16 protein-coding genes and 1 pseudogene are annotated in these 23,267 nt (G+C 52.8%); 9 read left to right on the top strand and 8 right to left on the bottom strand.

The window, feature by feature from the left end; translation table 11 throughout:
* Positions 1-15: 15 nt before the first annotated feature.
* The 3 genes from feoB (at position 16) to rpnA (ending at position 3,661) form a co-directional block, all read left to right on the top strand.
* Positions 16-2,337, top strand: coding sequence for a Fe(2+) transporter permease subunit FeoB (gene feoB / locus BEB42_RS19540; protein ID WP_000737014.1), 2,322 nt, complete (start codon positions 16-18; stop codon positions 2,335-2,337).
* Positions 2,338-2,347: 10 nt separating this feature from the next.
* The gene (feoC, locus tag BEB42_RS19535) at positions 2,348-2,584 is read left to right on the top strand and encodes a [Fe-S]-dependent transcriptional repressor FeoC (protein ID WP_000157586.1); all 237 of its coding nucleotides are present in this window, start codon (positions 2,348-2,350) and stop codon (positions 2,582-2,584) included.
* A 201-nt stretch (positions 2,585-2,785) separates the two neighbouring features.
* On the top strand, positions 2,786-3,661 hold the full coding sequence (gene rpnA / locus BEB42_RS19525; RefSeq protein ID WP_000039088.1) for a recombination-promoting nuclease RpnA: 876 nt from the start codon (positions 2,786-2,788) through the stop codon (positions 3,659-3,661).
* A gap of 31 nt (positions 3,662-3,692) precedes the next feature.
* Here rpnA and bioH read toward each other — a convergent pair whose 3' ends face one another.
* On the bottom strand, positions 3,693-4,463 hold the full coding sequence (gene bioH / locus BEB42_RS19520) for a pimeloyl-ACP methyl ester esterase BioH (protein ID WP_001060064.1): 771 nt from the start codon (positions 4,461-4,463) through the stop codon (positions 3,693-3,695).
* Between the two features lie 37 nt (positions 4,464-4,500).
* Here bioH and gntX point away from each other — a divergent pair, with 37 nt between their 5' ends.
* From gntX to gntT, 3 genes are all read left to right on the top strand, one after another.
* On the top strand, positions 4,501-5,184 hold the full coding sequence (gene gntX, locus BEB42_RS19515) for a DNA utilization protein GntX (protein WP_001355000.1): 684 nt from the start codon (positions 4,501-4,503) through the stop codon (positions 5,182-5,184).
* A 58-nt stretch (positions 5,185-5,242) separates the two neighbouring features.
* Positions 5,243-5,818, top strand: coding sequence for a Fe-S biogenesis protein NfuA (nfuA, locus tag BEB42_RS19510; RefSeq protein WP_000619389.1), 576 nt, complete (start codon positions 5,243-5,245; stop codon positions 5,816-5,818).
* Positions 5,819-6,169: 351 nt separating this feature from the next.
* Positions 6,170-7,486, top strand: coding sequence for a gluconate transporter (gene gntT, locus BEB42_RS19505; RefSeq protein WP_001131758.1), 1,317 nt, complete (start codon positions 6,170-6,172; stop codon positions 7,484-7,486).
* A gap of 44 nt (positions 7,487-7,530) precedes the next feature.
* On the opposite strand, the gene malQ is transcribed toward gntT, so the two are convergent.
* Together malQ and malP are read right to left on the bottom strand one after the other, a co-directional pair.
* Positions 7,531-9,615, bottom strand: a complete 2,085-nt coding sequence (gene malQ / locus BEB42_RS19500) for a 4-alpha-glucanotransferase (RefSeq protein WP_000444312.1) — start codon at positions 9,613-9,615, stop codon at positions 7,531-7,533.
* A gap of 9 nt (positions 9,616-9,624) precedes the next feature.
* Positions 9,625-12,018, bottom strand: coding sequence for a maltodextrin phosphorylase (malP, locus tag BEB42_RS19495; protein ID WP_000081879.1), 2,394 nt, complete (start codon positions 12,016-12,018; stop codon positions 9,625-9,627).
* A gap of 623 nt (positions 12,019-12,641) precedes the next feature.
* On the opposite strand from malP, the gene malT reads away from it, so the two are divergent.
* Entirely contained in the window at positions 12,642-15,347 is a 2,706-nt protein-coding gene (gene malT, locus BEB42_RS19490; RefSeq protein ID WP_000907017.1) for an HTH-type transcriptional regulator MalT, read from the top strand.
* A 42-nt stretch (positions 15,348-15,389) separates the two neighbouring features.
* Here the strand turns inward: malT and rtcA are convergent, their stop codons facing one another.
* Complete coding sequence (gene rtcA, locus BEB42_RS19485; RefSeq protein WP_001353626.1) at positions 15,390-16,406, bottom strand: RNA 3'-terminal phosphate cyclase; 1,017 nt, start codon at positions 16,404-16,406, stop codon at positions 15,390-15,392.
* Between the two features lie 3 nt (positions 16,407-16,409).
* On the bottom strand, positions 16,410-17,636 hold the full coding sequence (rtcB, locus tag BEB42_RS19480) for an RNA-splicing ligase RtcB (protein ID WP_001105449.1): 1,227 nt from the start codon (positions 17,634-17,636) through the stop codon (positions 16,410-16,412).
* Between the two features lie 187 nt (positions 17,637-17,823).
* Here rtcB and rtcR point away from each other — a divergent pair.
* Positions 17,824-19,423, top strand: a pseudogene (gene rtcR / locus BEB42_RS19475) (DNA-binding transcriptional regulator RtcR).
* On the opposite strand, the gene BEB42_RS19470 reads toward rtcR, so the two are convergent.
* From BEB42_RS19470 to glpE, 3 genes are read right to left on the bottom strand one after another with little or no spacing between them, the layout of a single operon-like run.
* Positions 19,405-20,163 carry a DeoR/GlpR family transcriptional regulator gene (locus BEB42_RS19470; RefSeq protein WP_000815094.1) on the bottom strand — a complete coding sequence of 253 codons (759 nt, stop codon included), beginning with the start codon at positions 20,161-20,163 and terminating at the stop codon, positions 19,405-19,407. The pseudogene rtcR and the gene BEB42_RS19470 overlap by 19 nt on opposite strands.
* A gap of 16 nt (positions 20,164-20,179) precedes the next feature.
* Positions 20,180-21,010: a rhomboid family intramembrane serine protease GlpG gene (gene glpG, locus BEB42_RS19465; RefSeq protein ID WP_000928735.1), complete on the bottom strand. Its 831-nt coding sequence runs from the start codon at positions 21,008-21,010 to the stop codon at positions 20,180-20,182.
* 44 nt (positions 21,011-21,054) lie between these two features.
* Positions 21,055-21,381, bottom strand: a complete 327-nt coding sequence (glpE, locus tag BEB42_RS19460) for a thiosulfate sulfurtransferase GlpE (protein WP_000371928.1) — start codon at positions 21,379-21,381, stop codon at positions 21,055-21,057.
* A 189-nt stretch (positions 21,382-21,570) separates the two neighbouring features.
* On the opposite strand from glpE, the gene glpD reads away from it, so the two are divergent.
* On the top strand, positions 21,571-23,076 hold the full coding sequence (glpD, locus tag BEB42_RS19455) for a glycerol-3-phosphate dehydrogenase (RefSeq protein ID WP_000448118.1): 1,506 nt from the start codon (positions 21,571-21,573) through the stop codon (positions 23,074-23,076).
* Positions 23,077-23,267 lie beyond the last annotated feature (191 nt).

The raw sequence follows: 23,267 nt of genomic DNA, 5'->3' as shown, positions 1-23,267 counted from the left end.
ACGGTGATAACAACAATGAAAAAATTAACCATTGGCTTAATTGGTAATCCAAATTCTGGCAAGACAACCTTATTTAACCAGCTCACCGGCGCGCGCCAGCGTGTAGGTAACTGGGCTGGCGTTACCGTCGAACGTAAAGAAGGGCAATTCTCCACCACCGATCATCAGGTCACGCTGGTGGACCTCCCCGGCACCTATTCTCTGACCACCATCTCATCGCAGACCTCGCTCGATGAGCAAATCGCCTGTCACTACATTTTGAGTGGCGACGCTGACCTGCTGATTAACGTGGTGGATGCGTCTAACCTTGAGCGTAACCTGTACCTGACGCTACAACTGCTGGAACTCGGCATTCCCTGCATCGTGGCGCTGAACATGCTCGACATTGCCGAGAAGCAAAATATTCGCATTGAAATTGATGCTCTGTCGGCACGTCTTGGCTGCCCGGTGATCCCGCTGGTTTCAACTCGTGGTCGCGGTATTGAAGCGCTCAAGCTGGCGATTGATCGCTATAAAGCTAACGAGAATGTGGAACTGGTGCATTACGCACAGCCGCTGCTCAACGAAGCAGATTCACTGGCAAAAGTGATGCCTTCCGACATCCCGCTCAAACAACGTCGCTGGCTGGGCCTGCAAATGCTGGAAGGCGATATCTACAGCCGCGCCTACGCCGGTGAAGCGTCGCAGCATCTTGATGCCGCCCTCGCCCGTCTGCGTAATGAGATGGACGATCCGGCGCTGCACATTGCCGATGCGCGTTACCAGTGCATTGCTGCCATCTGTGATGTGGTAAGCAACACCCTGACGGCAGAACCCAGCCGTTTCACCACTGCGGTAGATAAAATCGTGCTCAACCGTTTCCTCGGTCTGCCGATTTTCCTCTTTGTGATGTACCTGATGTTCCTGTTGGCTATCAACATCGGCGGGGCGTTACAGCCACTGTTTGACGTCGGCTCCGTGGCGCTATTTGTGCATGGTATTCAGTGGATTGGCTACACGCTCCACTTCCCGGACTGGCTGACTATCTTCCTCGCCCAGGGCCTGGGGGGCGGTATTAACACCGTTCTGCCACTGGTGCCACAGATCGGCATGATGTACCTGTTCCTCTCCTTCCTCGAGGACTCCGGCTATATGGCGCGTGCGGCGTTTGTGATGGACCGTCTGATGCAGGCGCTGGGCTTGCCCGGGAAATCCTTTGTACCGCTGATCGTTGGTTTCGGTTGTAACGTACCGTCGGTAATGGGCGCACGTACGCTTGATGCACCGCGTGAACGTCTGATGACCATCATGATGGCACCGTTTATGTCCTGCGGCGCGCGTCTGGCTATCTTCGCCGTATTCGCGGCTGCCTTCTTCGGGCAGAACGGTGCGCTGGCGGTCTTCTCGCTGTATATGCTCGGTATTGTGATGGCGGTGCTGACTGGCCTGATGCTCAAGTACACCATCATGCGCGGTGAAGCGACGCCGTTTGTCATGGAGCTACCGGTCTACCATGTACCACACGTTAAAAGCCTGATTATCCAGACCTGGCAGCGTCTGAAAGGTTTCGTTCTGCGTGCTGGTAAAGTGATTATCATCGTCAGCATTTTCCTGAGCGCTTTCAACAGCTTCTCTCTGAGCGGGAAAATCGTCGATAACATCAACGACTCCGCATTGGCTTCCGTTAGTCGGGTGATCACCCCGGTCTTCAAGCCGATTGGTGTACATGAAGATAACTGGCAGGCAACAGTTGGCCTGTTCACGGGCGCAATGGCGAAAGAAGTGGTAGTGGGTACGCTCAACACTCTCTACACCGCAGAAAATATTCAGGATGAAGAGTTCAATCCGGCGGAATTTAACCTCGGTGAAGAGCTATTCAGCGCGGTAGATGAAACCTGGCAGAGTCTGAAAGACACCTTCAGTCTTAGCGTACTGATGAACCCCATTGAAGCGAGCAAAGGCGACGGTGAAATGGGTACCGGAGCGATGGGCGTGATGGATCAGAAATTTGGAAGCGCAGCAGCTGCTTACAGCTACCTGATTTTCGTTCTGCTGTATGTACCGTGTATCTCGGTGATGGGGGCCATCGCCCGTGAATCAAGCCGTGGCTGGATGGGCTTCTCCATCCTGTGGGGGCTGAATATTGCTTACTCACTGGCAACATTGTTCTACCAGGTCGCCAGCTACAGCCAGCACCCAACTTACAGCCTGGTGTGCATTCTGGCGGTTATCCTGTTTAACATCGTGGTTATCGGTTTGCTGCGTCGCGCACGTAGCCGGGTCGATATCGAACTGCTGGCAACACGCAAATCGGTAAGCAGTTGCTGTGCAGCCAGCACCACTGGCGATTGCCACTAAGGATACAGCAATGGCTTCGCTCATTCAGGTGCGTGATTTGCTGGCATTACGGGGCCGTATGGAAGCGGCCCAGATAAGCCAGACATTGAACACTCCGCAACCCATGATTAACGCCATGCTGCAACAGCTGGAAAGTATGGGCAAAGCCGTGCGAATTCAGGAAGAACCTGACGGCTGCCTCTCCGGGAGTTGTAAAAGCTGCCCGGAAGGCAAAGCCTGTCTGCGTGAGTGGTGGGCGTTACGTTAACCTTGTTTTACTACCTGTTTTGAAAGCCCGGTATGCGTTTGCAACCGGGCTTTTTTGCGTGCGGCTTTCCATAAAAATGCAACTCTTGCAGTACAACGTAAGTTCCTCTGAAAGCGTCTCGCAGGGATGAAAACTCGCTAATGCACAGGTGTGGAGTGGCGCGTAGAGTCGCGGCATTCAAACAACAGGTGAAGGAACGCCATGAGCAAAAAGCAGAGTTCCACCCCACACGATGCGCTGTTCAAACTCTTTTTACGCCAACCGGAGACGGCGCGCGATTTTCTTGCGTTCCATTTACCGGCACCTATTCACGCGCTCTGTGATATGAAAACCCTCAAGCTGGAGTCGAGCAGCTTTATTGATGACGATCTGCGTGAAAGCTATTCCGACGTGCTGTGGTCGGTGAAAACGGAACAAGGACCGGGATATATCTATTGTCTGATTGAACATCAAAGCACCTCAAACAAACTGATCGCATTTCGCATGATGCGTTACGCCATTGCCGCAATGCAAAATCACCTGGATGCCGGATACAAAACGTTGCCGATGGTGGTGCCATTGTTGTTTTACCACGGCATTGAAAGCCCCTATCCCTATTCACTGTGTTGGCTGGATTGTTTCGCCGATCCCAAACTGGCAAGGCAGCTTTATGCCTCTGCATTTCCGCTGATTGATGTCACTGTCATGCCTGATGATGAAATCATGCAGCACCGGCGCATGGCGCTGCTGGAGCTAATTCAAAAACATATACGTCAACGCGACCTGATGGGGCTAGTAGAGCAAATGGCCTGCTTATTAAGTAGTGGATACGCTAATGACAGACAAATCAAAGGGCTGTTTAATTACATACTACAAACCGGCGATGCGGTACGTTTTAACGATTTTATCGACGGCGTTGCCGAACGTTCACCGAAACACAAGGAGAGTTTAATGACTATTGCGGAAAGATTGCGGCAAGAGGGGGAACAATCCAAAGCCTTGCATATAGCAAAAATAATGCTTGAATCCGGAGTCCCTCTTGCAGACATCATGCGATTTACCGGGGTGTCAGAAGAGGAGTTGGCTGCGGCGAGCTAGTAAAGTTCTGTCTCGCCATTTCAACAGCTGTCTACACCCTCTGCTTCAACGCCACCAGCAGGTGACAAAACTCGTCCGGATGCGAAATAAACGGCGCATGGGCCGCTTTGGCGAAGATGTACGACTCGCTGTGTGGCCAGAGTTTATCCAGCATCGGCACCACTTTGCGCGGCACCAGACCATCGAGATAGCCATACAATCGCAAAAACGGCATGGACACGTTTTGCAGCGGCTGACGGAGATCGACCGTTTTCAGGATTTCCAGCCCGCCATTAAGCACGTCGACCTCCGGCATCGGTAACGCCAGAACGGTTTTCTTCAGCGCTCGCGCATCCTGGCGTGCCGTTTCTGTACCCATGGTTTGTAACGCAAGGAACCGTTCTACCGTGCGCTGAAAATCGTCACTGAGTTGCTGCTGGAAACCTGCCAGCACGTCCGGTTTGATCCCCGGCCAATCGTCACGAGCACTAAAACATGGCGACGACGCCACGGTGACCAGCGCCTGAACCCGCTCGGGATGGGTTAACACAATCTGGCTTGCCACCAGTCCGCCCAAACTCCAGCCTAACCAGATAGCTTTGTCCGGAGCTTGTCGCAGCACGACTTCAGCCATATCAGCAAGTGACATCGCACCAAATCCCTGGCTGCGCCCGAAGCCGGGCAGATCAACGAGATGCAGCGTAAAATGCGAGCTAAGTTCCTCATCAATGCAACGCCACACTTCGGCATTCAGTCCCCATCCGTGCAGCAGCACAAGATGAACATTCCCCTGACCTTTGGTCTGCCACCAGATGTTATTCATCCGCTATTGTTCTCTTTTTACTTACAAGGATGAACATATGCTAACAGTACCGGGATTATGCTGGCTATGCCGAATGCCCCTGGCGTTAGGTCATTGGGGGATTTGTTCGGTATGCTCTCGCGCCACCCGTACAGATAAAACGTTATGCCCACAATGTGGATTACCCGCAACACACTCCCATCTTCCCTGCGGTCGCTGCCTGCAAAAACCACCGCCGTGGCAAAGACTGGTCACGGTTGCCGACTATGCACCGCCGTTAAGTCCGCTCATCCACCAGCTTAAGTTTTCCCGGCGTTGCGAAATCGCCAGCGCCCTGTCACGTCTGTTACTATTGGAAGTCTTACACGCTCGTCGCGCCACCGGTTTGCAATTGCCGGACCGCATCATCAGCGTGCCGTTATGGCAGCGGCGTCACTGGCGTCGGGGATTTAATCAGAGCGATTTGCTGTGTCAGCCGTTATCACGCTGGTTGCACTGCCAATGGGATAGCGAAGCCGTCACACGTACACGGGCCACTGCGACCCAGCATTTTCTTAGCGCCCGGCTGCGCAAACGCAACCTGAAAAATGCCTTTCGCCTTGAATTGCCGGTGCAAGGTCGCCATATGGTGATAGTGGATGATGTCGTTACCACCGGAAGTACCGTCGCAGAGATTGCGCAGTTGCTTTTACGCAATGGTGCGGCGACTGTCCAGGTCTGGTGCCTTTGTCGAACCTTGTAGAGCCTCGATGATGGGCGTATTATAACCAACTAAAATAGTCAACTATTAGGCCATTACTATGATCCGTATTTCCGATGCTGCACAAGCGCACTTTGCCAAACTGCTGGCAAATCAGGAAGAAGGGACACAAATCCGCGTATTTGTGATTAACCCTGGCACGCCTAACGCTGAATGTGGCGTTTCTTATTGTCCGCCGGACGCTGTGGAAGCCACCGACACTGCCCTGAAATTTGACCTGCTGACCGCGTATGTTGATGAGTTAAGCGCGCCTTACCTGGAAGATGCAGAGATCGACTTTGTTACCGACCAGTTGGGTTCTCAGCTGACGCTGAAAGCCCCAAACGCCAAAATGCGCAAAGTAGCTGACGATGCGCCGCTGATGGAGCGCGTGGAGTATATGCTGCAGTCGCAGATCAACCCACAGCTTGCCGGTCACGGTGGTCGCGTTTCGCTGATGGAAATCACCGAAGACGGTTACGCCATTCTGCAATTTGGCGGCGGTTGTAACGGTTGTTCAATGGTCGATGTGACGCTGAAAGAAGGGATCGAAAAGCAGCTGCTGAACGAATTCCCGGAGCTGAAAGGTGTACGCGATCTCACCGAACACCAGCGCGGCGAACACTCTTACTACTAAGTTATCCTCTCTTTTATAGATTGCCCGATGCGACGCTAAAGCGTCTTATCGGGCCGTCTGCCAGGCGTTGGCGCTACATTGCCTCGGCAAATCCAGTCCCTACGTTTCCCCGCGATAATATGACCAACCTCTCATAATTTAAATTTACCCCGCTCTGGTGATTCTCAAACGCCAGATGTTACCCGTATCATTCACGTGGGTACCAAACATACTCCTGACATCTGACTACAATAATTAGTTTTAGTGGGTATCAGTCGTGGTGCCGCAATATCTCTGTTCCCGATTGGGATAATTAGAGTTTGTCGTCAGAAAATTGACGTTACCCATAACAAATGAAAGGCCAGGTAAATCATGCCATTAGTCATTGTTGCTATCGGTGTAATCTTGTTGTTGCTCCTGATGATCCGCTTCAAAATGAACGGATTCATCGCTCTCGTCCTCGTGGCGCTTGCTGTTGGATTAATGCAGGGAATGCCGCTGGATAAAGTTATTGGCTCCATCAAAGCTGGTGTCGGCGGGACGCTCGGTAGCCTTGCCCTGATCATGGGTTTTGGCGCGATGCTGGGCAAAATGCTGGCAGACTGCGGTGGTGCACAGCGTATCGCCACCACGCTGATTGCCAAATTTGGTAAAAAACACATCCAATGGGCGGTAGTGTTAACCGGTTTTACTGTCGGTTTTGCCCTGTTCTATGAAGTGGGCTTCGTGCTAATGCTGCCGCTGGTGTTTACCATCGCGGCTTCCGCGAATATTCCGCTGCTGTATGTTGGTGTACCAATGGCGGCTGCGCTGTCTGTGACCCACGGCTTCCTGCCGCCACATCCGGGCCCAACTGCGATTGCCACCATTTTCAATGCCGATATGGGTAAGACCCTGCTGTACGGAACTATTCTGGCAATCCCAACCGTTATTCTCGCCGGTCCGGTTTACGCTCGCGTGCTGAAAGGTATCGATAAGCCAATCCCGGAAGGTCTGTACAGCGCGAAAACCTTCAGCGAAGAAGAGATGCCAAGCTTTGGCGTCAGCGTCTGGACTTCTCTGGTGCCGGTTGTGCTGATGGCGATGCGTGCAATTGCCGAAATGATCCTGCCGAAAGGTCACGCTTTCCTGCCAGTGGCGGAGTTCCTCGGTGACCCGGTAATGGCAACGCTGATTGCCGTGTTGATTGCGATGTTCACCTTTGGTCTGAACCGTGGTCGTTCAATGGATCAGATTAACGACACGCTGGTTTCTTCCATCAAAATCATCGCGATGATGCTGTTGATCATCGGTGGTGGCGGTGCGTTCAAGCAGGTGCTGGTAGACAGCGGCGTGGACAAATACATTGCTTCCATGATGCACGAAACCAACATTTCTCCGCTGCTGATGGCCTGGTCGATTGCCGCCGTACTGCGTATCGCGCTGGGTTCCGCAACCGTTGCGGCAATCACTGCGGGGGGTATCGCGGCACCACTAATTGCAACGACGGGTGTTAGCCCGGAACTGATGGTTATTGCGGTTGGTTCCGGTAGTGTGATTTTCTCTCACGTGAACGATCCGGGCTTCTGGCTATTCAAAGAGTACTTTAACCTGACTATCGGCGAGACCATCAAGTCCTGGTCGATGCTGGAAACCATTATCTCGGTGTGCGGTCTGGTAGGCTGTCTGCTGCTGAATATGGTGATTTGATAACACTGACTGCCGGATGCATCGCATCCGGCATCAACCGCTCTCTACTGCTTCTTCGCAGCCGCTCTGCGCCGTCTGTCCAAATCCTTCAGCAACTTGTTCACGCCATCATCAGCAAACATCGTCTCAAGCGTTGCGGAAAGCTTGCGCCGCCAGTTTTTATACTGGTAACTGGTTCCGGGAATATTTACCGGTTCGGCCATATCCAGCCAGTCTTCTGGCTGAAGCCCTAACAGAGCACTGTTACTATCAGCGATATAACGTTGCAAACCACGATTAAGCATCGGCGTCATCGACATTAACGATGCCTTATGCCCCGCACGTTTTGGCAGGCAACCATGTTTATGCAGTGCATCCAGTAACCCTTGCTTCGCCAGTTCGCGATCCTGATACAGACCGCGCAATACCACTTCATCCGGGTACAGCCCCAGCGTTTTGCCCAGTGTTAAATCCCCGCTCTCCCAGTAGCCACGCAGTGTAGGCAGGTCGTGTGTCGCCGCAACCGCCATCGACTGCTCCGGATACGCTTTCGGCGCGCGGAATGTCTTCTCGTGGTCGCTTTCGAAATAGAGCACTTTGTAGGAGTACACACCGCTGCTGCGCAGTTTACCGACAATCTCTACCGGTACAGTGCCGAGGTCTTCACCAATCACCATGCAGCGATGGCGCTTACTTTCGAGTGCCAGAATCGAGAGCAGATCATCTACCGGATAGTGAACATACGCGCCCTGATCTGCCGTCTCGCCATACGGTATCCACCACAAACGCAGCATCGACATCACATGGTCAATTCGCAACGCGCCGCAGTTTTGCATATTGGCACGCAACAGCTCGATAAACGGTTCATAGGCACGCGCGGTGATGATATGCGGATCCATCGGCGGCAATCCCCAGTTCTGCCCCAACGGGCCGAGGATATCCGGCGGCGCGCCCACCGACGCTTTCAGGCAATACAACTCCCGGTCGCACCAGGTTTCTGCTCCACCCTCTGCTACGCCAACCGCCAGATCACGGTACAAGCCAATCGGCATTTCATGGCCCTGGCTTATCTCCCAGCAGGCGGCAAACTGGCTGTAAGCCAGCCACTGCAACCAGAGATAAAAATCGACGTCATCACGATGTTCTTCGCAGAACTGACGCACTTCTGGTGAATCCACGTTCTGATACATCTCTGGCCATGCAGGCCAGCCCCAGCGCATTTCGTCTTCTTTCACTTGCTGGGCATGTAACGCGTCAAACGCCGCCTGCCAGAACAGGCTGTCGCCCTGCTCTGCAACAAACTGGCGAAACGCGGCCATCTGCTCATCATCACGTTGCGCAAAACCTTTCCACGCCATCCGCAATGCTGTCATTTTCAGCGCAGTGACGGTGGAGTAATCGACCCAGTCGGCATCCCGTGCCTGTTGCAGCGTCTGTTGCGTGGTCGGTAACTGCCACCAGGCCTGAGCCTCTTCGCTAAGATGGAAATCTTCGACGGCGTTAACGTCGATATAAACCACATTTAGCCAGCGACGAGAAGACGGGCTATACGGACTGGCACTTTCCGGATTTGCCGGATAGAGCGCATGAATCGGGTTCAGACCGATGAAAGCCCCGCCACGTTTTGCCACATCCACCAGCATCACTTTGAGATCGCCAAAATCCCCAATACCCCAGTTTTTTTCCGATCGCAGCGTATAAAGCTGGACGCAGGCGCCCCACAGCTTTTGTTTATTCAGCAACGCCTGCGGTTCGTAACAGCGTTTCGGGGCGACAATCACCCGGCAATGCGCGCGCTGGTCGTCCTGGGTGAGTGTCAACGTGTGATAACCTTCCGGCAACTTCGTCGGTAAATTGAACGCTTTGCCCCCCGTTACATGGCCTTTGTACTGCGTTCCTTCTTCGGTGGTCAGCAGCCAGCTATATTCGCCGCTGCCCTCCACCGCCATCGGCATTTTTTTGCCGCTGGTATAGACCATGACATTCGGGACTGGCGTTACCGCCACTTTCGTGGCGGTACGTTGATGCATCGCGTCAAGCAAACGCCGTTTGGTTTCGGCGCTAATCGACTGCGGTTTACCGTGGGCATTGATGTAATTGGGGCTGATCCCCGCCGCCAGCGCGGCATTATCCAGACGTTTGCTTTCCATCGAGCTTCCTTAGCGTTTTGCCTGCCAGATACGAGCCTGATAATCGCGAATAGAGCGATCCGAGCTAAACATACCGCAGCGGGCGGTATTGAGGATCGCCGCGCGAGTCCAGGCCTCCTGGTCGCGGTACAGCACATCCACCTGCTTTTGTGCCTCTACATAGGCTGCGAAATCCGCCATCACCAGATACGGATCGCCGCCCTGTTTGCCGATACTGTGCAGCATCTGGTCGAAGGCATGCTTATCGCCGTCGCTGTATTTGCCACTTTCCAGCTCTTTCAATACTGCGTCCAGCACCTTATCTTTCTTCCGCCATTTCACCGGGTCGTAGCCTTTGGCCAGAATTGCCTTCACTTGTTCCACGGTATGACCAAAAATAAAGATATTTTCTTCACCAACTTTCTCGGCGATTTCAACGTTCGCACCATCCAGCGTACCGACAGTAAGCGCACCATTGAGCGCCAGTTTCATATTGCCGGTACCGGAAGCTTCTTTACCTGCAGTCGAAATTTGTTCGGAGATATCCGCCGCCGGGATCAGTTTTTCCGCCGCCGAAACGCAATAATCCGGCAGGAACACCACCTTCAATTTGTTGCCAACCTGCGGATCGTTGTTGATCACGTCAGCCACTTTGTTGATCGCAAAGATAATATTCTTCGCTAGGTAGTAGCCCGGTGCCGCTTTCGCGCCGAAGAGGAAGACGCGCGGTACGCGATCAGCCTGCGGGTTTTCACGAATCTCTTTGTACAACGCCAGAATATGCAGCAGATTCAGGTGCTGACGTTTGTACTCATGCAAGCGTTTGATCTGAATATCGAAAATCGCCTGAGGATTGATTTCAATACCGGTACGAACTTTCACAAACTCCGCCAGACGGACTTTATTCGCCTGCTTGATCTCGCGATATTGCTGACGGAATTTCGCGTCATCAGCGAATTTTTCCAGATTGATCAGCTGATCGAGATCGTTAGCCCACTCTTTTTTCAGTGATTTATCCAACAGAGCCGCCAGTGCCGGGTTGCATTGTTTGATCCAGCGACGAGGGGTAATACCATTGGTGACGTTATGGAATTTGTTCGGCCACAGCTGGTGATATTCCGGGAACAGATCTTTCACCACCAGATCTGAATGCAGCGCCGCTACACCGTTCACCGCGAAACCGCCAACTACACACAGGTTCGCCATATGCACCTGTTTGTCGTGTACCACCGCCAGTTTGGCCCACACTTTTTCATCGCCCGGCCAGTTTTTTTCCACCAGCGTTTTAAAGCGAGTATTGATTTCGTTAATAATCTGCATGTGGCGCGGCAGTAAGCCTTTCACTAGCTTCACATCCCAGCGTTCCAGCGCTTCTGGCATCAGGGTATGGTTGGTGTAAGCAAAAGTTTTGCTGGTGATGGCCCAGGCGTCATCCCAGCTCATCTGATGCTCATCAATCAGCACGCGCAGCAGCTCTGGAATCGCGATAGTCGGGTGGGTATCGTTCAGTTGAATAACTTCGTAATCTGCCAGCTCGTGCAGTTTACGCCCCGCCAAATGATGGCGACGCAGAATATCCGCTACCGAACAAGCACATTGGAAGTATTGCTGCATCAGGCGCAGCTTTTTACCGGCAGTATGGTTGTCGTTTGGATAGAGAACTTTGGTCAGTTTTTCCGCGTTGATGCCCTGTTGTTCGGCACGCAGGAAATCACCGTCGTTAAATTTTGTCAGATCAAACGGATGCGCATGCGTCGCCTGCCACAGACGCAGCGGCTGCGCCACGCCATTACGATAACCGACAACGGGAAGATCCCACGCTTGACCGGTAATGGTAAATTCTGGCTCCCAGCGTCCGTCTTTCGTCACTTTACCGCCAATTCCTACCTGCACATCCAGTGCTTCGTTGTGGCGGAACCACGGGTAGTTACCGCGATGCCAGTCATCCGGCGCTTCAACCTGTTTGCCATCGACAAAAGACTGGCGGAACAAGCCATATTGATAGTTAAGACCATAACCCGTCGCAGACTGACCGACAGTTGCCATTGAGTCGAGGAAGCACGCAGCCAGACGTCCCAGACCACCGTTACCCAGCGCCGGGTCGATCTCTTCTTCCAGCAGGTCAGTCAGGTTGATGTCATAAGCCTTCAACGAATCCTGTACATCCTGATACCAGCCAAGATTCAACAGGTTGTTACCCGTCAGGCGTCCAATCAAAAACTCCATTGAGATATAGTTAACATGTCGCTGATTGGCCACCGGTTTAGCGAATGGCTGGGCACGTAGCATTTCCGCCAGGGCTTCACTCACTGCCAGCCACCACTGGCGAGGGGTCATTTCAGCCGCAGAATTTAAGCCATAACGCTGCCACTGACGTGAAAGCGCTTCCTGAAATTGCTTATCGTTAAAAATAGGTTGTGACATAGGAGTTCCACTTTTCTTAGATTTTCAACACAACGTTATCGCTAGTTTGCCAGGCTCGATGTTGACCTTCCTCATCCTGCGGGGGATTAGGCAGGGAGGAGTTGCGGGGATGAGCAAGGAAATGTGATCTCGACCACTTAAACCTAGTGCAATCCACAGGATTAGCAGCAAATCAATGCCATACAGCGCAGAAAATCTGTATCTAGGTGCAAAAAATGGCCGTTGTGTATTTTCAAAAGGCGGAAGGTAACTCTATAAATTAAGTAAAGGAGTGAAACAGTTTCATAAGTAAAACATCCAGTTTGTTCCATCTCATTCTTAATAGGTTTATTAAGATCCTCTTTTTAGATGGCTCTTTCATCAGGAATTGAGAAGACTCCCTTGCTTAAATGAAACTGATGAACATGAGGAAAATACCGTAAAACCCAGTATTCACGCTGCATCAGCGTCGTTATTAGGTGAGTTGTTAATAAACATTTGGAATTGTGACACAGTGCAAATTCAGACACATAAAAAAACGTCATCGCTTGCATTAGAAGGGTTTCTGGCCGACCTTATAACCATTAATTACGAAGCGCAAAAAAAATAATATTTCCTCATTTTCCACAGTGAAGTGATTAACTATGCTGATTCCGTCAAAATTAAGTCGTCCGGTTCGACTCGACCATACCGTGGTTCGTGAGCGCCTGCTGGCTAAACTTTCCGGCGCGAACAACTTCCGGCTGGCGCTGATCACGAGTCCTGCGGGCTACGGAAAAACCACGCTCATTTCTCAATGGGCGGCAGGCAAAAACGATTTGGGCTGGTACTCGCTGGATGAGGGCGATAACCAGCAAGAGCGTTTCGCCAGCTATTTCATTGCCGCCGTGCAACAGGCAACCAACGGTCACTGTGCGATTTGTGAGACGATGGCGCAAAAACGGCAATATGCCAGCCTGACGTCACTCTTCGCCCAGCTTTTCATTGAGCTGGCGGAATGGCATAGCCCACTTTATCTGGTCATCGATGACTACCATCTGATCACTAATCCGGTGATCCACGAGTCAATGCGCTTCTTTATTCGCCATCAACCAGAAAATCTCACCCTGGTGGTGCTGTCACGCAATCTTCCGCAACTGGGCATTGCCAATCTGCGTGTTCGCGACCAACTGCTGGAAATTGGCAGTCAGCAACTGGCGTTTACCCACCAGGAAGCGAAGCAGTTTTTTGATTGCCGCCTGTCATCGCCGATTGAAGCCGCAGAAAGCAGTCGGATTTGCGATGACGTTTCCGGTTGGGCGACTGCGCTACAGTTAATTGCCCTCTCCGCCCGGCAGAATACCCACTCAGCCCATAAGTCGGCACGTCGCCTGGCGGGAATCAATGCCAGTCATCTTTCGGATTATCTGGTCGATGAGGTTTTGGACAACGTCGATCTCGCAACGCGCCATTTTCTGTTGAAAAGCGCCATTTTGCGCTCAATGAACGATGCACTCATCACTCGTGTGACCGGCGAAGAAAACGGGCAAATGCGCCTCGAAGAGATTGAGCGTCAGGGGCTGTTTTTACAGCGGATGGATGATAGCGGCGAGTGGTTCTGCTATCACCCGCTGTTTGGCAACTTCCTGCGCCAGCGCTGCCAGTGGGAACTGGCGGCTGAGCTGCCGAAAATCCACAGTGCCGCCGCAGAAAGCTGGATGGCCCAGGGATTCCCCAGCGAAGCGATTCATCATGCGCTGGCGGCAGGCGATGCGCTGATGCTGCGCGATATTCTGCTTAATCACGCCTGGAGTTTGTTCAACCACAGCGAACTTTCGCTACTTGAAGAGTCACTTAAAGCCCTGCCATGGGAGAGTTTGCTGGAAAATCCGCAGTTGGTGTTATTACAAGCGTGGCTGATGCAAAGCCAGCATCGCTACGGCGAAGTAAACACCCTGCTGGCTCGTGCTGAACATGAAATCAAAGACATCAGAGAAGGCACCATGCACGCAGAATTTAATGCTCTGCGCGCCCAGGTGGCAATTAACGATGGTAACCCGGATGAAGCTGAACGGCTGGCAAAACTGGCACTGGAAGAACTGCCTCCCGGCTGGTTCTACAGCCGCATTGTAGCAACTTCGGTGTTGGGTGAAGTATTGCACTGCAAAGGGGAACTGACCCGCTCACTGGCGTTAATGCAGCAAACCGAACAGATGGCACGCCAGCACGATGTCTGGCACTACGCTTTGTGGAGTTTAATCCAGCAAAGCGAAATTCTGTTTGCTCAGGGTTTTCTGCAAACCGCGTGGGAAACGCAGGAAAAAGCGTTCCAGCTGATCAACGAGCAGCATCTGGAACAGCTGCCAATGCATGAATTTCTGGTACGTATCCGAGCACAACTGTTATGGGCCTGGGCACGGCTGGACGAAGCCGAAGCATCGGCACGCAGCGGGATTGAAGTTTTGTCGTCTTATCAGCCACAGCAACAGCTCCAGTGCCTGGCAATGTTGATTCAATGCTCGCTGGCCCGAGGTGATTTGGATAACGCCCGTAGCCAACTGAATCGTCTGGAAAACCTGCTGGGAAATGGCAAATATCACAGCGACTGGATCTCTAACGCCAACAAAGTCCGGGTCATTTACTGGCAAATGACCGGCGACAAAGCTGCCGCCGCCAACTGGTTGCGTCACACAGCCAAACCGGAGTTTGCGAATAACCACTTCCTGCAAGGTCAATGGCGCAACATCGCCCGTGCACAAATATTGCTGGGCGAGTTTGAACCGGCAGAAATTGTTCTTGAAGAACTCAATGAAAACGCCCGCAGTCTGCGGTTAATGAGCGATCTCAACCGTAACCTGTTGCTGCTTAATCAACTATACTGGCAGGCCGGTCGCAAAAATGATGCCCAGCGTGTGTTGCTGGAGGCATTAAAACTGGCGAATCGTACCGGATTTATCAGTCACTTTGTCATCGAAGGCGAAGCGATGGCGCAACAGTTACGCCAACTGATTCAACTCAATACGTTGCCTGAGCTGGAACAGCATCGTGCACAGCGTATTCTGCGGGAAATAAATCAACATCATCGGCATAAATTCGCCCATTTTGATGAGAATTTCGTTGAACGTCTGCTAAATCATCCGGAAGTACCAGAATTGATCCGTACCAGCCCGCTGACCCAACGCGAATGGCAGGTATTGGGGCTGATTTACTCCGGTTACAGCAATGAACAAATTGCAGGCGAGCTGGAAGTGGCGGCAACCACCATCAAAACGCATATCCGCAATCTGTACCAAAAACTCGGTGTCGCCCACCGTCAGGCCGCGGTACAACACGCGCAGAAACTGCTGAAGATGATGGGATATGGGGTGTGAGTTTAGCCGGATAATACGTCGGTTCCGGCTTACATCTTTATATCATTCAATGCTCACCCGCGTTACGCCATCCGCCTCCACCAGACTAAACCGCACTGGCAAGAAACGCTCCACCACCGCGATATTGGTCAGCAGATGGCATGAGGGATGGGCGACCGTAAATTCTCCCGCGCCCGCCAGCGCCATCGGTAGCACCAACTGGTCGGCGAGATATTCCCCCACCGCCGCCGGGCTCGCCAGGTAACGTTTCACCTCTTGCACTAACTGCGCAGCCACCACTTCGGCACTGACGCGCTTTTCACCGACGACAAAAAAGCGTTCAGTGATATTTTCACTTTCAACTTCCAGCGAGACGGTATTACCCGGCCCCTGGTCGCGCGGCAGGTTATGAATATTCTGCTCATGCAGGGAAAAACTACCCGCCAACGTAGCGATTTCACGCTCAGCGACATGGCGTGGCACACCAGCCAGTAGCACCTCTCCACGTATCTGCACAATGTTCCCGCGCTCGCCAAGTTGCAAGGTGTTAAACGATGCCACGGGCGAGACTTCCGTCGCCACCACGCCGCCTCCGGCAGGATAAAAACCGTGACGTAACAGCGTGGTTTGCTGATGAATTCCTATTTTTGCCAGCAGCGGCTCCAGCACCCGGCGGATAAAATCCGCAGGCGGGGCCGACGGGTTATCGGTACCTCCGCTCACTTCAACACGCGAAGGCCCGTCAGCAAACCACAGCGCGGGCAGCACCGTTTGCAGCACCAGCGTGCTGCTTCCGGCGCTACCGATAGCAAAGCGGTAGTCGCCACCGCGCACGGTACCGGGTCGGAAGACCAGACGCTGCGCCCCCAGCTCCGCACCCTCCACCGTTGCTCCGCAAATTTCCGTCGCTGCCTTTACAGCCGTCAGATGCTGGCGCAACAGCCCCGGTTTCGCCCGCCCGGCGCGAATGCCGGTGATGGTAAATGGCTGGCCGGTTATCATCGACAGACTCAGCGCCGAGCGCAGGATCTGCCCGCCGCCTTCGCCCTGTGCGCCATCCAGCGCAATCATCCTTTTCATCATTTATCCTTTTACACACACCACCTGACGCAGGGTGTAGATAACTTCCACCAGATCGCTTTGTGCCGCCATCACCGCGTCGATATCTTTATACGCCATCGGGATTTCGTCGATCACTTCGGCATCTTTACGGCATTCCACATGCGCGGTGGCACGAATTTGATCTTCCACGCTGAACAGTTTTTTCGCTTTAGTACGGCTCATTACCCGCCCGGCACCGTGGCTGCACGAACAGAACGACTCTTCATTTCCCAGCCCACGGACAATAAAGCTTTTCGCCCCCATCGAACCGGGAATAATTCCATATTGACCAGCACGCGCAGACACCGCGCCTTTACGCGTCACATAGATCTCTTCGCCAAAGTGCTGTTCTTTTTGCACATAGTTGTGGTGACAGTTGATCTCTTCCATCGCCAGCGTTTGTGGCTGTCTTACCGTTTTCTGCGTAACGCTCTGCAACGCCGTTACCACATTTTCCATCATCGCATCGCGGTTAAGGCTGGCAAAAAGCTGCGCCCAGGCCACCGCTTTCAGGTAATCATCAAAGTATTCCGTACCTTCCATAAAGTACGCCAGGTCACGCGATGGCAACGTTTCAAGCGTTTCCTGCATCTCTTTTTGTGCCAGATCGATAAAGTAAGTCCCGATGGCATTACCAATTCCGCGTGAACCGGAGTGCAGCATAATCCACACCTGGTCCGACTCATCAAGGCAGATTTCAATAAAGTGGTTACCCGTTCCCAGCGTTCCCAGATGTTTATAGTTATTAGTGTTAAGGAAACGCGGATATTTTTGCGTTAACCACTGATAACCAGCTTCCAGCTCGGCCCATTTAGCATCGACGTTAACAGGCGGATGCTCCCATGCGCCTTTATCACGACGGCTACGATTATTGGAACGTCCGTGCGGCACGGCAGTTTCAATCGCCTGACGCAGCTCCGCCAGGTTTTCAGGCAGGTCAGCCGCCGTTAACGCAGTTCGCAGTGCGTTCATTCCACAACCGATATCTACCCCCACCGCCGCCGGAATAATCGCTCCTTTGGTTGGGATCACGCTACCAATGGTGGAACCTTTACCCAGGTGTACATCCGGCATTACCGCAATATGTTTGAAAATAAACGGCATCTTCGCCGTATTAATAAGTTGCTGACGCGCATCGGCCTCTACCGGCACGCCTTTGGTCCACATTTTTACCGGGGCATTTTCAGTGGTCAGTAATTCGTAATTCATTTTGTTTTTCTCTTTTCGTTGTTTGCTGTCCTGATAATTGCAACCGTCGTGCCAGAAAATTAAATAAGCAGCTTAATTTTTTAATTCATTGTTTTTAATAGATTAAATCTTTACGTCCGTAAGCGGAGATTTCCCGCAAAGCCAATTCGCCGATAATGAAATATCGTCTTTTATAAGGATATCTAAGATGCGTAAAACAGTGGCTTTTGGCTTTGTCGGCACCGTACTGGATTATGCCGGGCGCGGCAGTCAGCGATGGTCGAAATGGCGTCCGTCACTCTGTCTATGCCAGCAAGAATCGTTAGTCATCAATCGACTGGAATTGTTGCACGACGCCCGCTCACGCTCGCTGTTTGAAACGCTTAAACGCGATATCGCCAATGTTTCGCCAGAAACAGAAGTGGTGAGCGTTGAGATTGAACTGCATAACCCGTGGGATTTCGAGGAGGTTTACGCCTGCCTGCATGATTTCGCCCGTGGTTACGCGTTCGAACCTGATAAAGAAGACTATTTAATTCACATCACCACCGGTACCCACGTCGCGCAGATTTGCTGGTTTCTGCTGGCAGAAGCGCGTTACTTGCCCGCCCGGTTGATACAATCTTCACCACCGCGCAAAAAAGAACAACCGCGCGGCGCAGGTGAAGTGACGATTATCGATCTCGATTTAAGCCGTTATAACGCCATCGCCAGCCGCTTTGCCGAAGAACGCCAGCAAACCCTCGATTTCCTCAAATCCGGCATTGCCACGCGTAACGCCCACTTCAACCGCATGATTGAGCAGATCGAAAAAGTGGCGATCAAATCCCGCGCACCGATCCTGCTTAACGGCCCGACCGGTGCGGGAAAGTCGTTTCTGGCACGACGCATCTTCGAGTTAAAACAGGCGCGGCATCAGTTTAGCGGCGCGTTTGTGGAAGTGAACTGCGCCACCCTGCGCGGTGATACCGCCATGTCGACGCTGTTTGGTCATGTAAAAGGCGCGTTTACCGGGGCGCGGGAATCTCGTGAAGGATTATTACGCAGTGCCAACGGCGGCATGTTGTTTCTTGATGAGATTGGCGAACTGGGCGCAGACGAACAGGCAATGTTGCTAAAAGCCATTGAAGAGAAAACCTTTTACCCGTTTGGTAGCGATCGCCAGGTGAGCAGTGATTTTCAGCTGATCGCCGGAACGGTGCGCGATTTGCGTCAGCTGGTTGCCGAAGGCAAATTTCGCGAAGACCTGTACGCGCGGATCAATCTCTGGACCTTCACCCTGCCGGGTCTACGCCAGCGCCAGGAAGATATTGAACCGAACCTGGATTATGAAGTGGAGCGCTGTCGCCTCACTCACCGGCGACAGCGTACGTTTTAACACCGAAGCGAGGCGCGCCTGGCTGGCCTTTGCGACATCTCCCCAGGCAACATGGCGCGGTAACTTTCGCGAGCTTTCTGCCAGCGTCACGCGAATGGCAACCTTTGCCACTAGCGGACGCATCACTCTGGAAGTGGTTGAAGATGAGATAAACCGTCTGCGCTATAACTGGCAGGAAAGCCGCCCTTCCGTGCTTACACCGCTACTGGGCGCTGAAGCGGAAAACATCGATCTCTTTGACCGCATGCAACTGGAAAACGTTATCGTCGTTTGCCGTCAGGCAAAATCGCTTTCCGCTGCCGGGCGTGAACTCTTTGATGTTTCGCGCCAGGGCAAAGCCAGCGTCAACGACGCGGATCGGCTACGCAAATACCTGGCGCGTTTTGGTCTGACGTGGGAAGCCGTGCAGGATCAGCACAGCTCCAGCTGAATATGATGGTCTGTCAGCACCTGCATCACGCTCGCTGGTGGCGGGGCGTCGGTGTAGACGGCATCGACCATGCTGATGCTGCCCATATTGACCATCGCATTACGGCCAAATTTCGAGTGATCGACAACCAGCATAACGTGGCGCGAGTTCTCAATAATAGCGCGTTTGGTGCGAACTTCGTGGTAATCGAACTCCAGCAGCGAGCCGTCGCTATCGATGCCGCTGATCCCCAGAATCCCGAAGTCGAGGCGGAACTGGGAGATAAAATCGAGCGTCGCTTCGCCAATGATCCCACCATCGCGGCTGCGTAATTCGCCACCGGCGAGGATAATGCGGAAATCGTCTTTCACCATCAGCGTGTTAGCGACGTTGAGATTGTTGGTCACAATGCGCAAATTGCTGTGATTAAGCAGCGCGTGCGCCACCGCTTCCGGCGTGGTGCCGATATCAATAAATAGCGTCGAGCCGTTAGGAATTTGCTCCGCCACTTTGCGGGCAATACGCTCTTTTTCTTCGGTCTGGGTGGCCTTACGATCGTGCCACGGCGTGTTAACCGAACTGGAAGGCAGTGCCGCGCCGCCATGGTGACGCAGGATCAGGTTTTGCTCCGCCAGCTCGTTGAGGTCACGACGAATAGTCTGCGGACTGACGGAGAAGTGTTCCACCAGTTCTTCGGTGCTGACATAACCCTGCTGTTTAACCAGTTCAATAATACCGTTGTGACGTTGTGTTTGTTTCATTTATAAATCCCTGGAATTATTTTCGTTTTCGCGCATTAAGCGAATCAACAAAAGCCATCGCTAAACCCACGGCTAACCCGGCGATGTGTGCTCCGTTCGCCATCGACATCCCAAACAAATCAAACCATCCGGCGACAATCCAGATCAGTGCAAAGATGATTAACCCACGTTGCAGGTAAATGCCACTTTGCGGATCGCGTTCGCCGCGTAGCCAGACGTACCCCATCAGTGCATACACCACGCCAGAAAGCCCGCCAAACCACGGCCCGCTGAATTTTTGCTGCACATAGCCGCTTAACAGGGCGCTAATCAGAGTAATAACAATTAGCTTACCGCTACCGAGACGTTTTTCCACCGCGCCGCCGAGATACCACCACCAGAGCAGGTTAAAAAGGATATGCATCAGCGAGAAGTGCATTAATGCATGAGTGAAGTAACGCCAGAACTCAAATTTCAGTGTCGGATCGAATGGCCAGGCCAGCCATAACATCACTTCCTGATCACCGAGAATTTGCATGGCGATAAACACCACCACGCAGGCGATCATCATCACCCAGGTCACCGGACCTGCGCGTTCACGCAAGGCAGCAAAGAAGGGATAACGGCGATAATGCAGGCCGCTGCCGGTATGGCCCGACTGCCAGCTGGCCGCCAGATAACGCGGATCTGCCGGGTTTTCGAGAAAACGCGCCAGCTCCGCCCGCACGCGTTCGGCCTGGGATTCATCCGCCAGCCAGACATCGCTTTGGTTATGTTGTTGAATCGTGAGGATAACACCCTGCGTCGCCATGTAATCAACAAACGCCTGCGCCACGCGGGGGTTAGCAAAAGAGGTAATCATCAACATCGTTGCTGTCGCTTATTCCACACAAAAGGGGACAGTATAAAGCGTTACGCGCCGTACGCCACCTCTGCAGGAAACTGACGCTGCCAGGCTTCAAAGCCGCCATCAATGCTGTAGACCACATCGTAGCCCTGTTGTAGCAGATACTGCGCCGCGCCTTTGCTGCTATTACCGTGGTAACACATCACCATAACTGGCGTATCGAAGTCGTTATCACGCATAAACGCGCCCAATGTGTCGTTGGTTAAATGGAAAGCCTGCACCGCATGCCCCATTGCGAAACTCTGTGGATCGCGAATATCGACCAGCACCGCCTCTTTTTCCTGCAACTTCTGGTGCGCGTCGGCAACGTTAATACATTCGAACTGATCCATACGTCTCTCTTTCTTTACAAACAAGTGGGCAAATTTACCGCACAGTTTACGTCGAAGCGGCAGATAAACGCCATAATGTTATACATATCACTCTAAAATGTTTTTTCAATGTTACCCAAAGCGCGATTCTTTGCTAATATGTTCGATAACGAACATTTATGAGCTTTAACGAAAGTGAATGAGGGCAGCATGGAAACCAAAGATCTGATTGTGATAGGTGGCGGCATCAATGGTGCTGGTATCGCGGCAGACGCCGCTGGACGCGGTTTATCCGTGCTGATGCTGGAGGCGCAGGATCTCGCTTGTGCGACCTCTTCCGCCAGTTCAAAACTCATTCATGGTGGCCTGCGCTACCTTGAGCACTATGAATTCCGCCTGGTCAGCGAGGCGCTGGCTGAACGTGAAGTGTTGCTGAAAATGGCTCCCCATATCGCTTTCCCGATGCGTTTTCGCCTGCCGCATCGCCCGCATCTGCGTCCGGCGTGGATGATCCGTATTGGTCTGTTTATGTACGATCATCTGGGTAAACGCACCAGCCTGCCGGGATCAACCGGTTTGCGTTTTGGCGCAAATTCAGTGTTAAAACCGGAAATTAAGCGCGGATTCGAATATTCCGACTGTTGGGTAGACGACGCCCGTCTGGTACTCGCCAACGCCCAGATGGTGGTGCGTAAAGGCGGTGAAGTGCTTACCCGTACTCGTGCCACTTCTGCTCGCCGCGAAAACGGCCTGTGGATTGTGGAAGCGGAAGATATCGATACCGGCAAAAAATATAGCTGGCAAGCGCGCGGCCTCGTGAACGCCACCGGCCCGTGGGTGAAGCAGTTCTTCGACGACGGTATGCATCTACCCTCACCTTATGGCATTCGCCTGATCAAAGGCAGCCATATTGTCGTGCCGCGTGTGCATACCCAGAAGCAAGCCTACATTCTGCAAAACGAAGATAAACGTATTGTCTTCGTGATCCCGTGGATGGACGAGTTTTCCATTATCGGCACCACCGATGTGGAGTATAAAGGCGATCCGAAAGCGGTGAAGATTGAAGAGAGTGAAATCAATTACCTGCTGAAAGTGTATAACGCGCACTTTAAAAAGCCGCTAAGCCGGGATGATATCGTCTGGACCTACTCCGGCGTGCGTCCACTGTGTGATGATGAATCTGATTCGCCGCAGGCCATTACCCGTGATTACACCCTTGATATCCATGATGAAAACGGCAAAGCTCCGCTGTTATCGGTATTCGGCGGTAAGCTGACCACCTACCGCAAACTGGCGGAACACGCGCTGGAAAAACTGACGCCATATTATCAGGGCATTGGCCCAGCGTGGACGAAAGAGAGCGTGCTGCCGGGCGGAGCCATTGAAGGCGACCGCGACGATTACGCCGCCCGCCTGCGCCGCCGTTACCCGTTCCTGACTGAATCGCTGGCACGTCACTACGCGCGCACTTACGGCAGCAATAGCGAGCTGCTGCTCGGCAATGCGGGGGCGGTAAGCGATCTTGGGGAGGATTTCGGGCATGAGTTTTACGAAGCAGAGCTGAAATATCTGGTCGACCACGAATGGGTCCGCCGCGCCGACGATGCCCTGTGGCGTCGCACAAAACAAGGCATGTGGCTGAATGCGCAGCAACAATCCCGTGTGAGTCAGTGGCTAGGGGAATATACGCAGCAGAGGTTGTCGCTGGCGTCGTAAATTAACGTAAGGTGGCCAGGTCAGATTTCAATCTGACCTGAGACTGATGATAAACAAAAAACTGCCTGATGCGCTACGCTTATCAGGCCTACGTGGCTTATGCAATATATTGAATTTGTAGTGGCACAGTAAATTTGGCCACCTGATTAAAGGTGATATTCTCACCTCAACACAAAACAGGTGACTTAATG

Origin of the sequence: Escherichia sp. MOD1-EC5990 (assembly GCF_002965285.1) — a bacterium.
GTDB classification, from domain to species: Bacteria; Pseudomonadota; Gammaproteobacteria; order Enterobacterales; family Enterobacteriaceae; genus Escherichia; species Escherichia coli_F.
Note: the sequence above shows the minus strand (reverse complement) of the source record. Positions and strands in the feature narration are given on the sequence as shown.

Coding starts and splice junctions, on each gene's coding strand:
- feoB (WP_000737014.1), top strand. CDS start 16: ATGAAAAAATTAACCATTGGCTTAATTGGTAATCCAAATTCTGGCAAG.
- feoC (WP_000157586.1), top strand. CDS start 2,348: ATGGCTTCGCTCATTCAGGTGCGTGATTTGCTGGCATTACGGGGCCGT.
- rpnA (WP_000039088.1), top strand. CDS start 2,786: ATGAGCAAAAAGCAGAGTTCCACCCCACACGATGCGCTGTTCAAACTC.
- bioH (WP_001060064.1), bottom strand. CDS start 4,463: ATGAATAACATCTGGTGGCAGACCAAAGGTCAGGGGAATGTTCATCTT.
- gntX (WP_001355000.1), top strand. CDS start 4,501: ATGCTAACAGTACCGGGATTATGCTGGCTATGCCGAATGCCCCTGGCG.
- nfuA (WP_000619389.1), top strand. CDS start 5,243: ATGATCCGTATTTCCGATGCTGCACAAGCGCACTTTGCCAAACTGCTG.
- gntT (WP_001131758.1), top strand. CDS start 6,170: ATGCCATTAGTCATTGTTGCTATCGGTGTAATCTTGTTGTTGCTCCTG.
- malQ (WP_000444312.1), bottom strand. CDS start 9,615: ATGGAAAGCAAACGTCTGGATAATGCCGCGCTGGCGGCGGGGATCAGC.
- malP (WP_000081879.1), bottom strand. CDS start 12,018: ATGTCACAACCTATTTTTAACGATAAGCAATTTCAGGAAGCGCTTTCA.
- malT (WP_000907017.1), top strand. CDS start 12,642: ATGCTGATTCCGTCAAAATTAAGTCGTCCGGTTCGACTCGACCATACC.
- rtcA (WP_001353626.1), bottom strand. CDS start 16,406: ATGAAAAGGATGATTGCGCTGGATGGCGCACAGGGCGAAGGCGGCGGG.
- rtcB (WP_001105449.1), bottom strand. CDS start 17,636: ATGAATTACGAATTACTGACCACTGAAAATGCCCCGGTAAAAATGTGG.
- BEB42_RS19470 (WP_000815094.1), bottom strand. CDS start 20,163: ATGAAACAAACACAACGTCACAACGGTATTATTGAACTGGTTAAACAG.
- glpG (WP_000928735.1), bottom strand. CDS start 21,010: ATGTTGATGATTACCTCTTTTGCTAACCCCCGCGTGGCGCAGGCGTTT.
- glpE (WP_000371928.1), bottom strand. CDS start 21,381: ATGGATCAGTTCGAATGTATTAACGTTGCCGACGCGCACCAGAAGTTG.
- glpD (WP_000448118.1), top strand. CDS start 21,571: ATGGAAACCAAAGATCTGATTGTGATAGGTGGCGGCATCAATGGTGCT.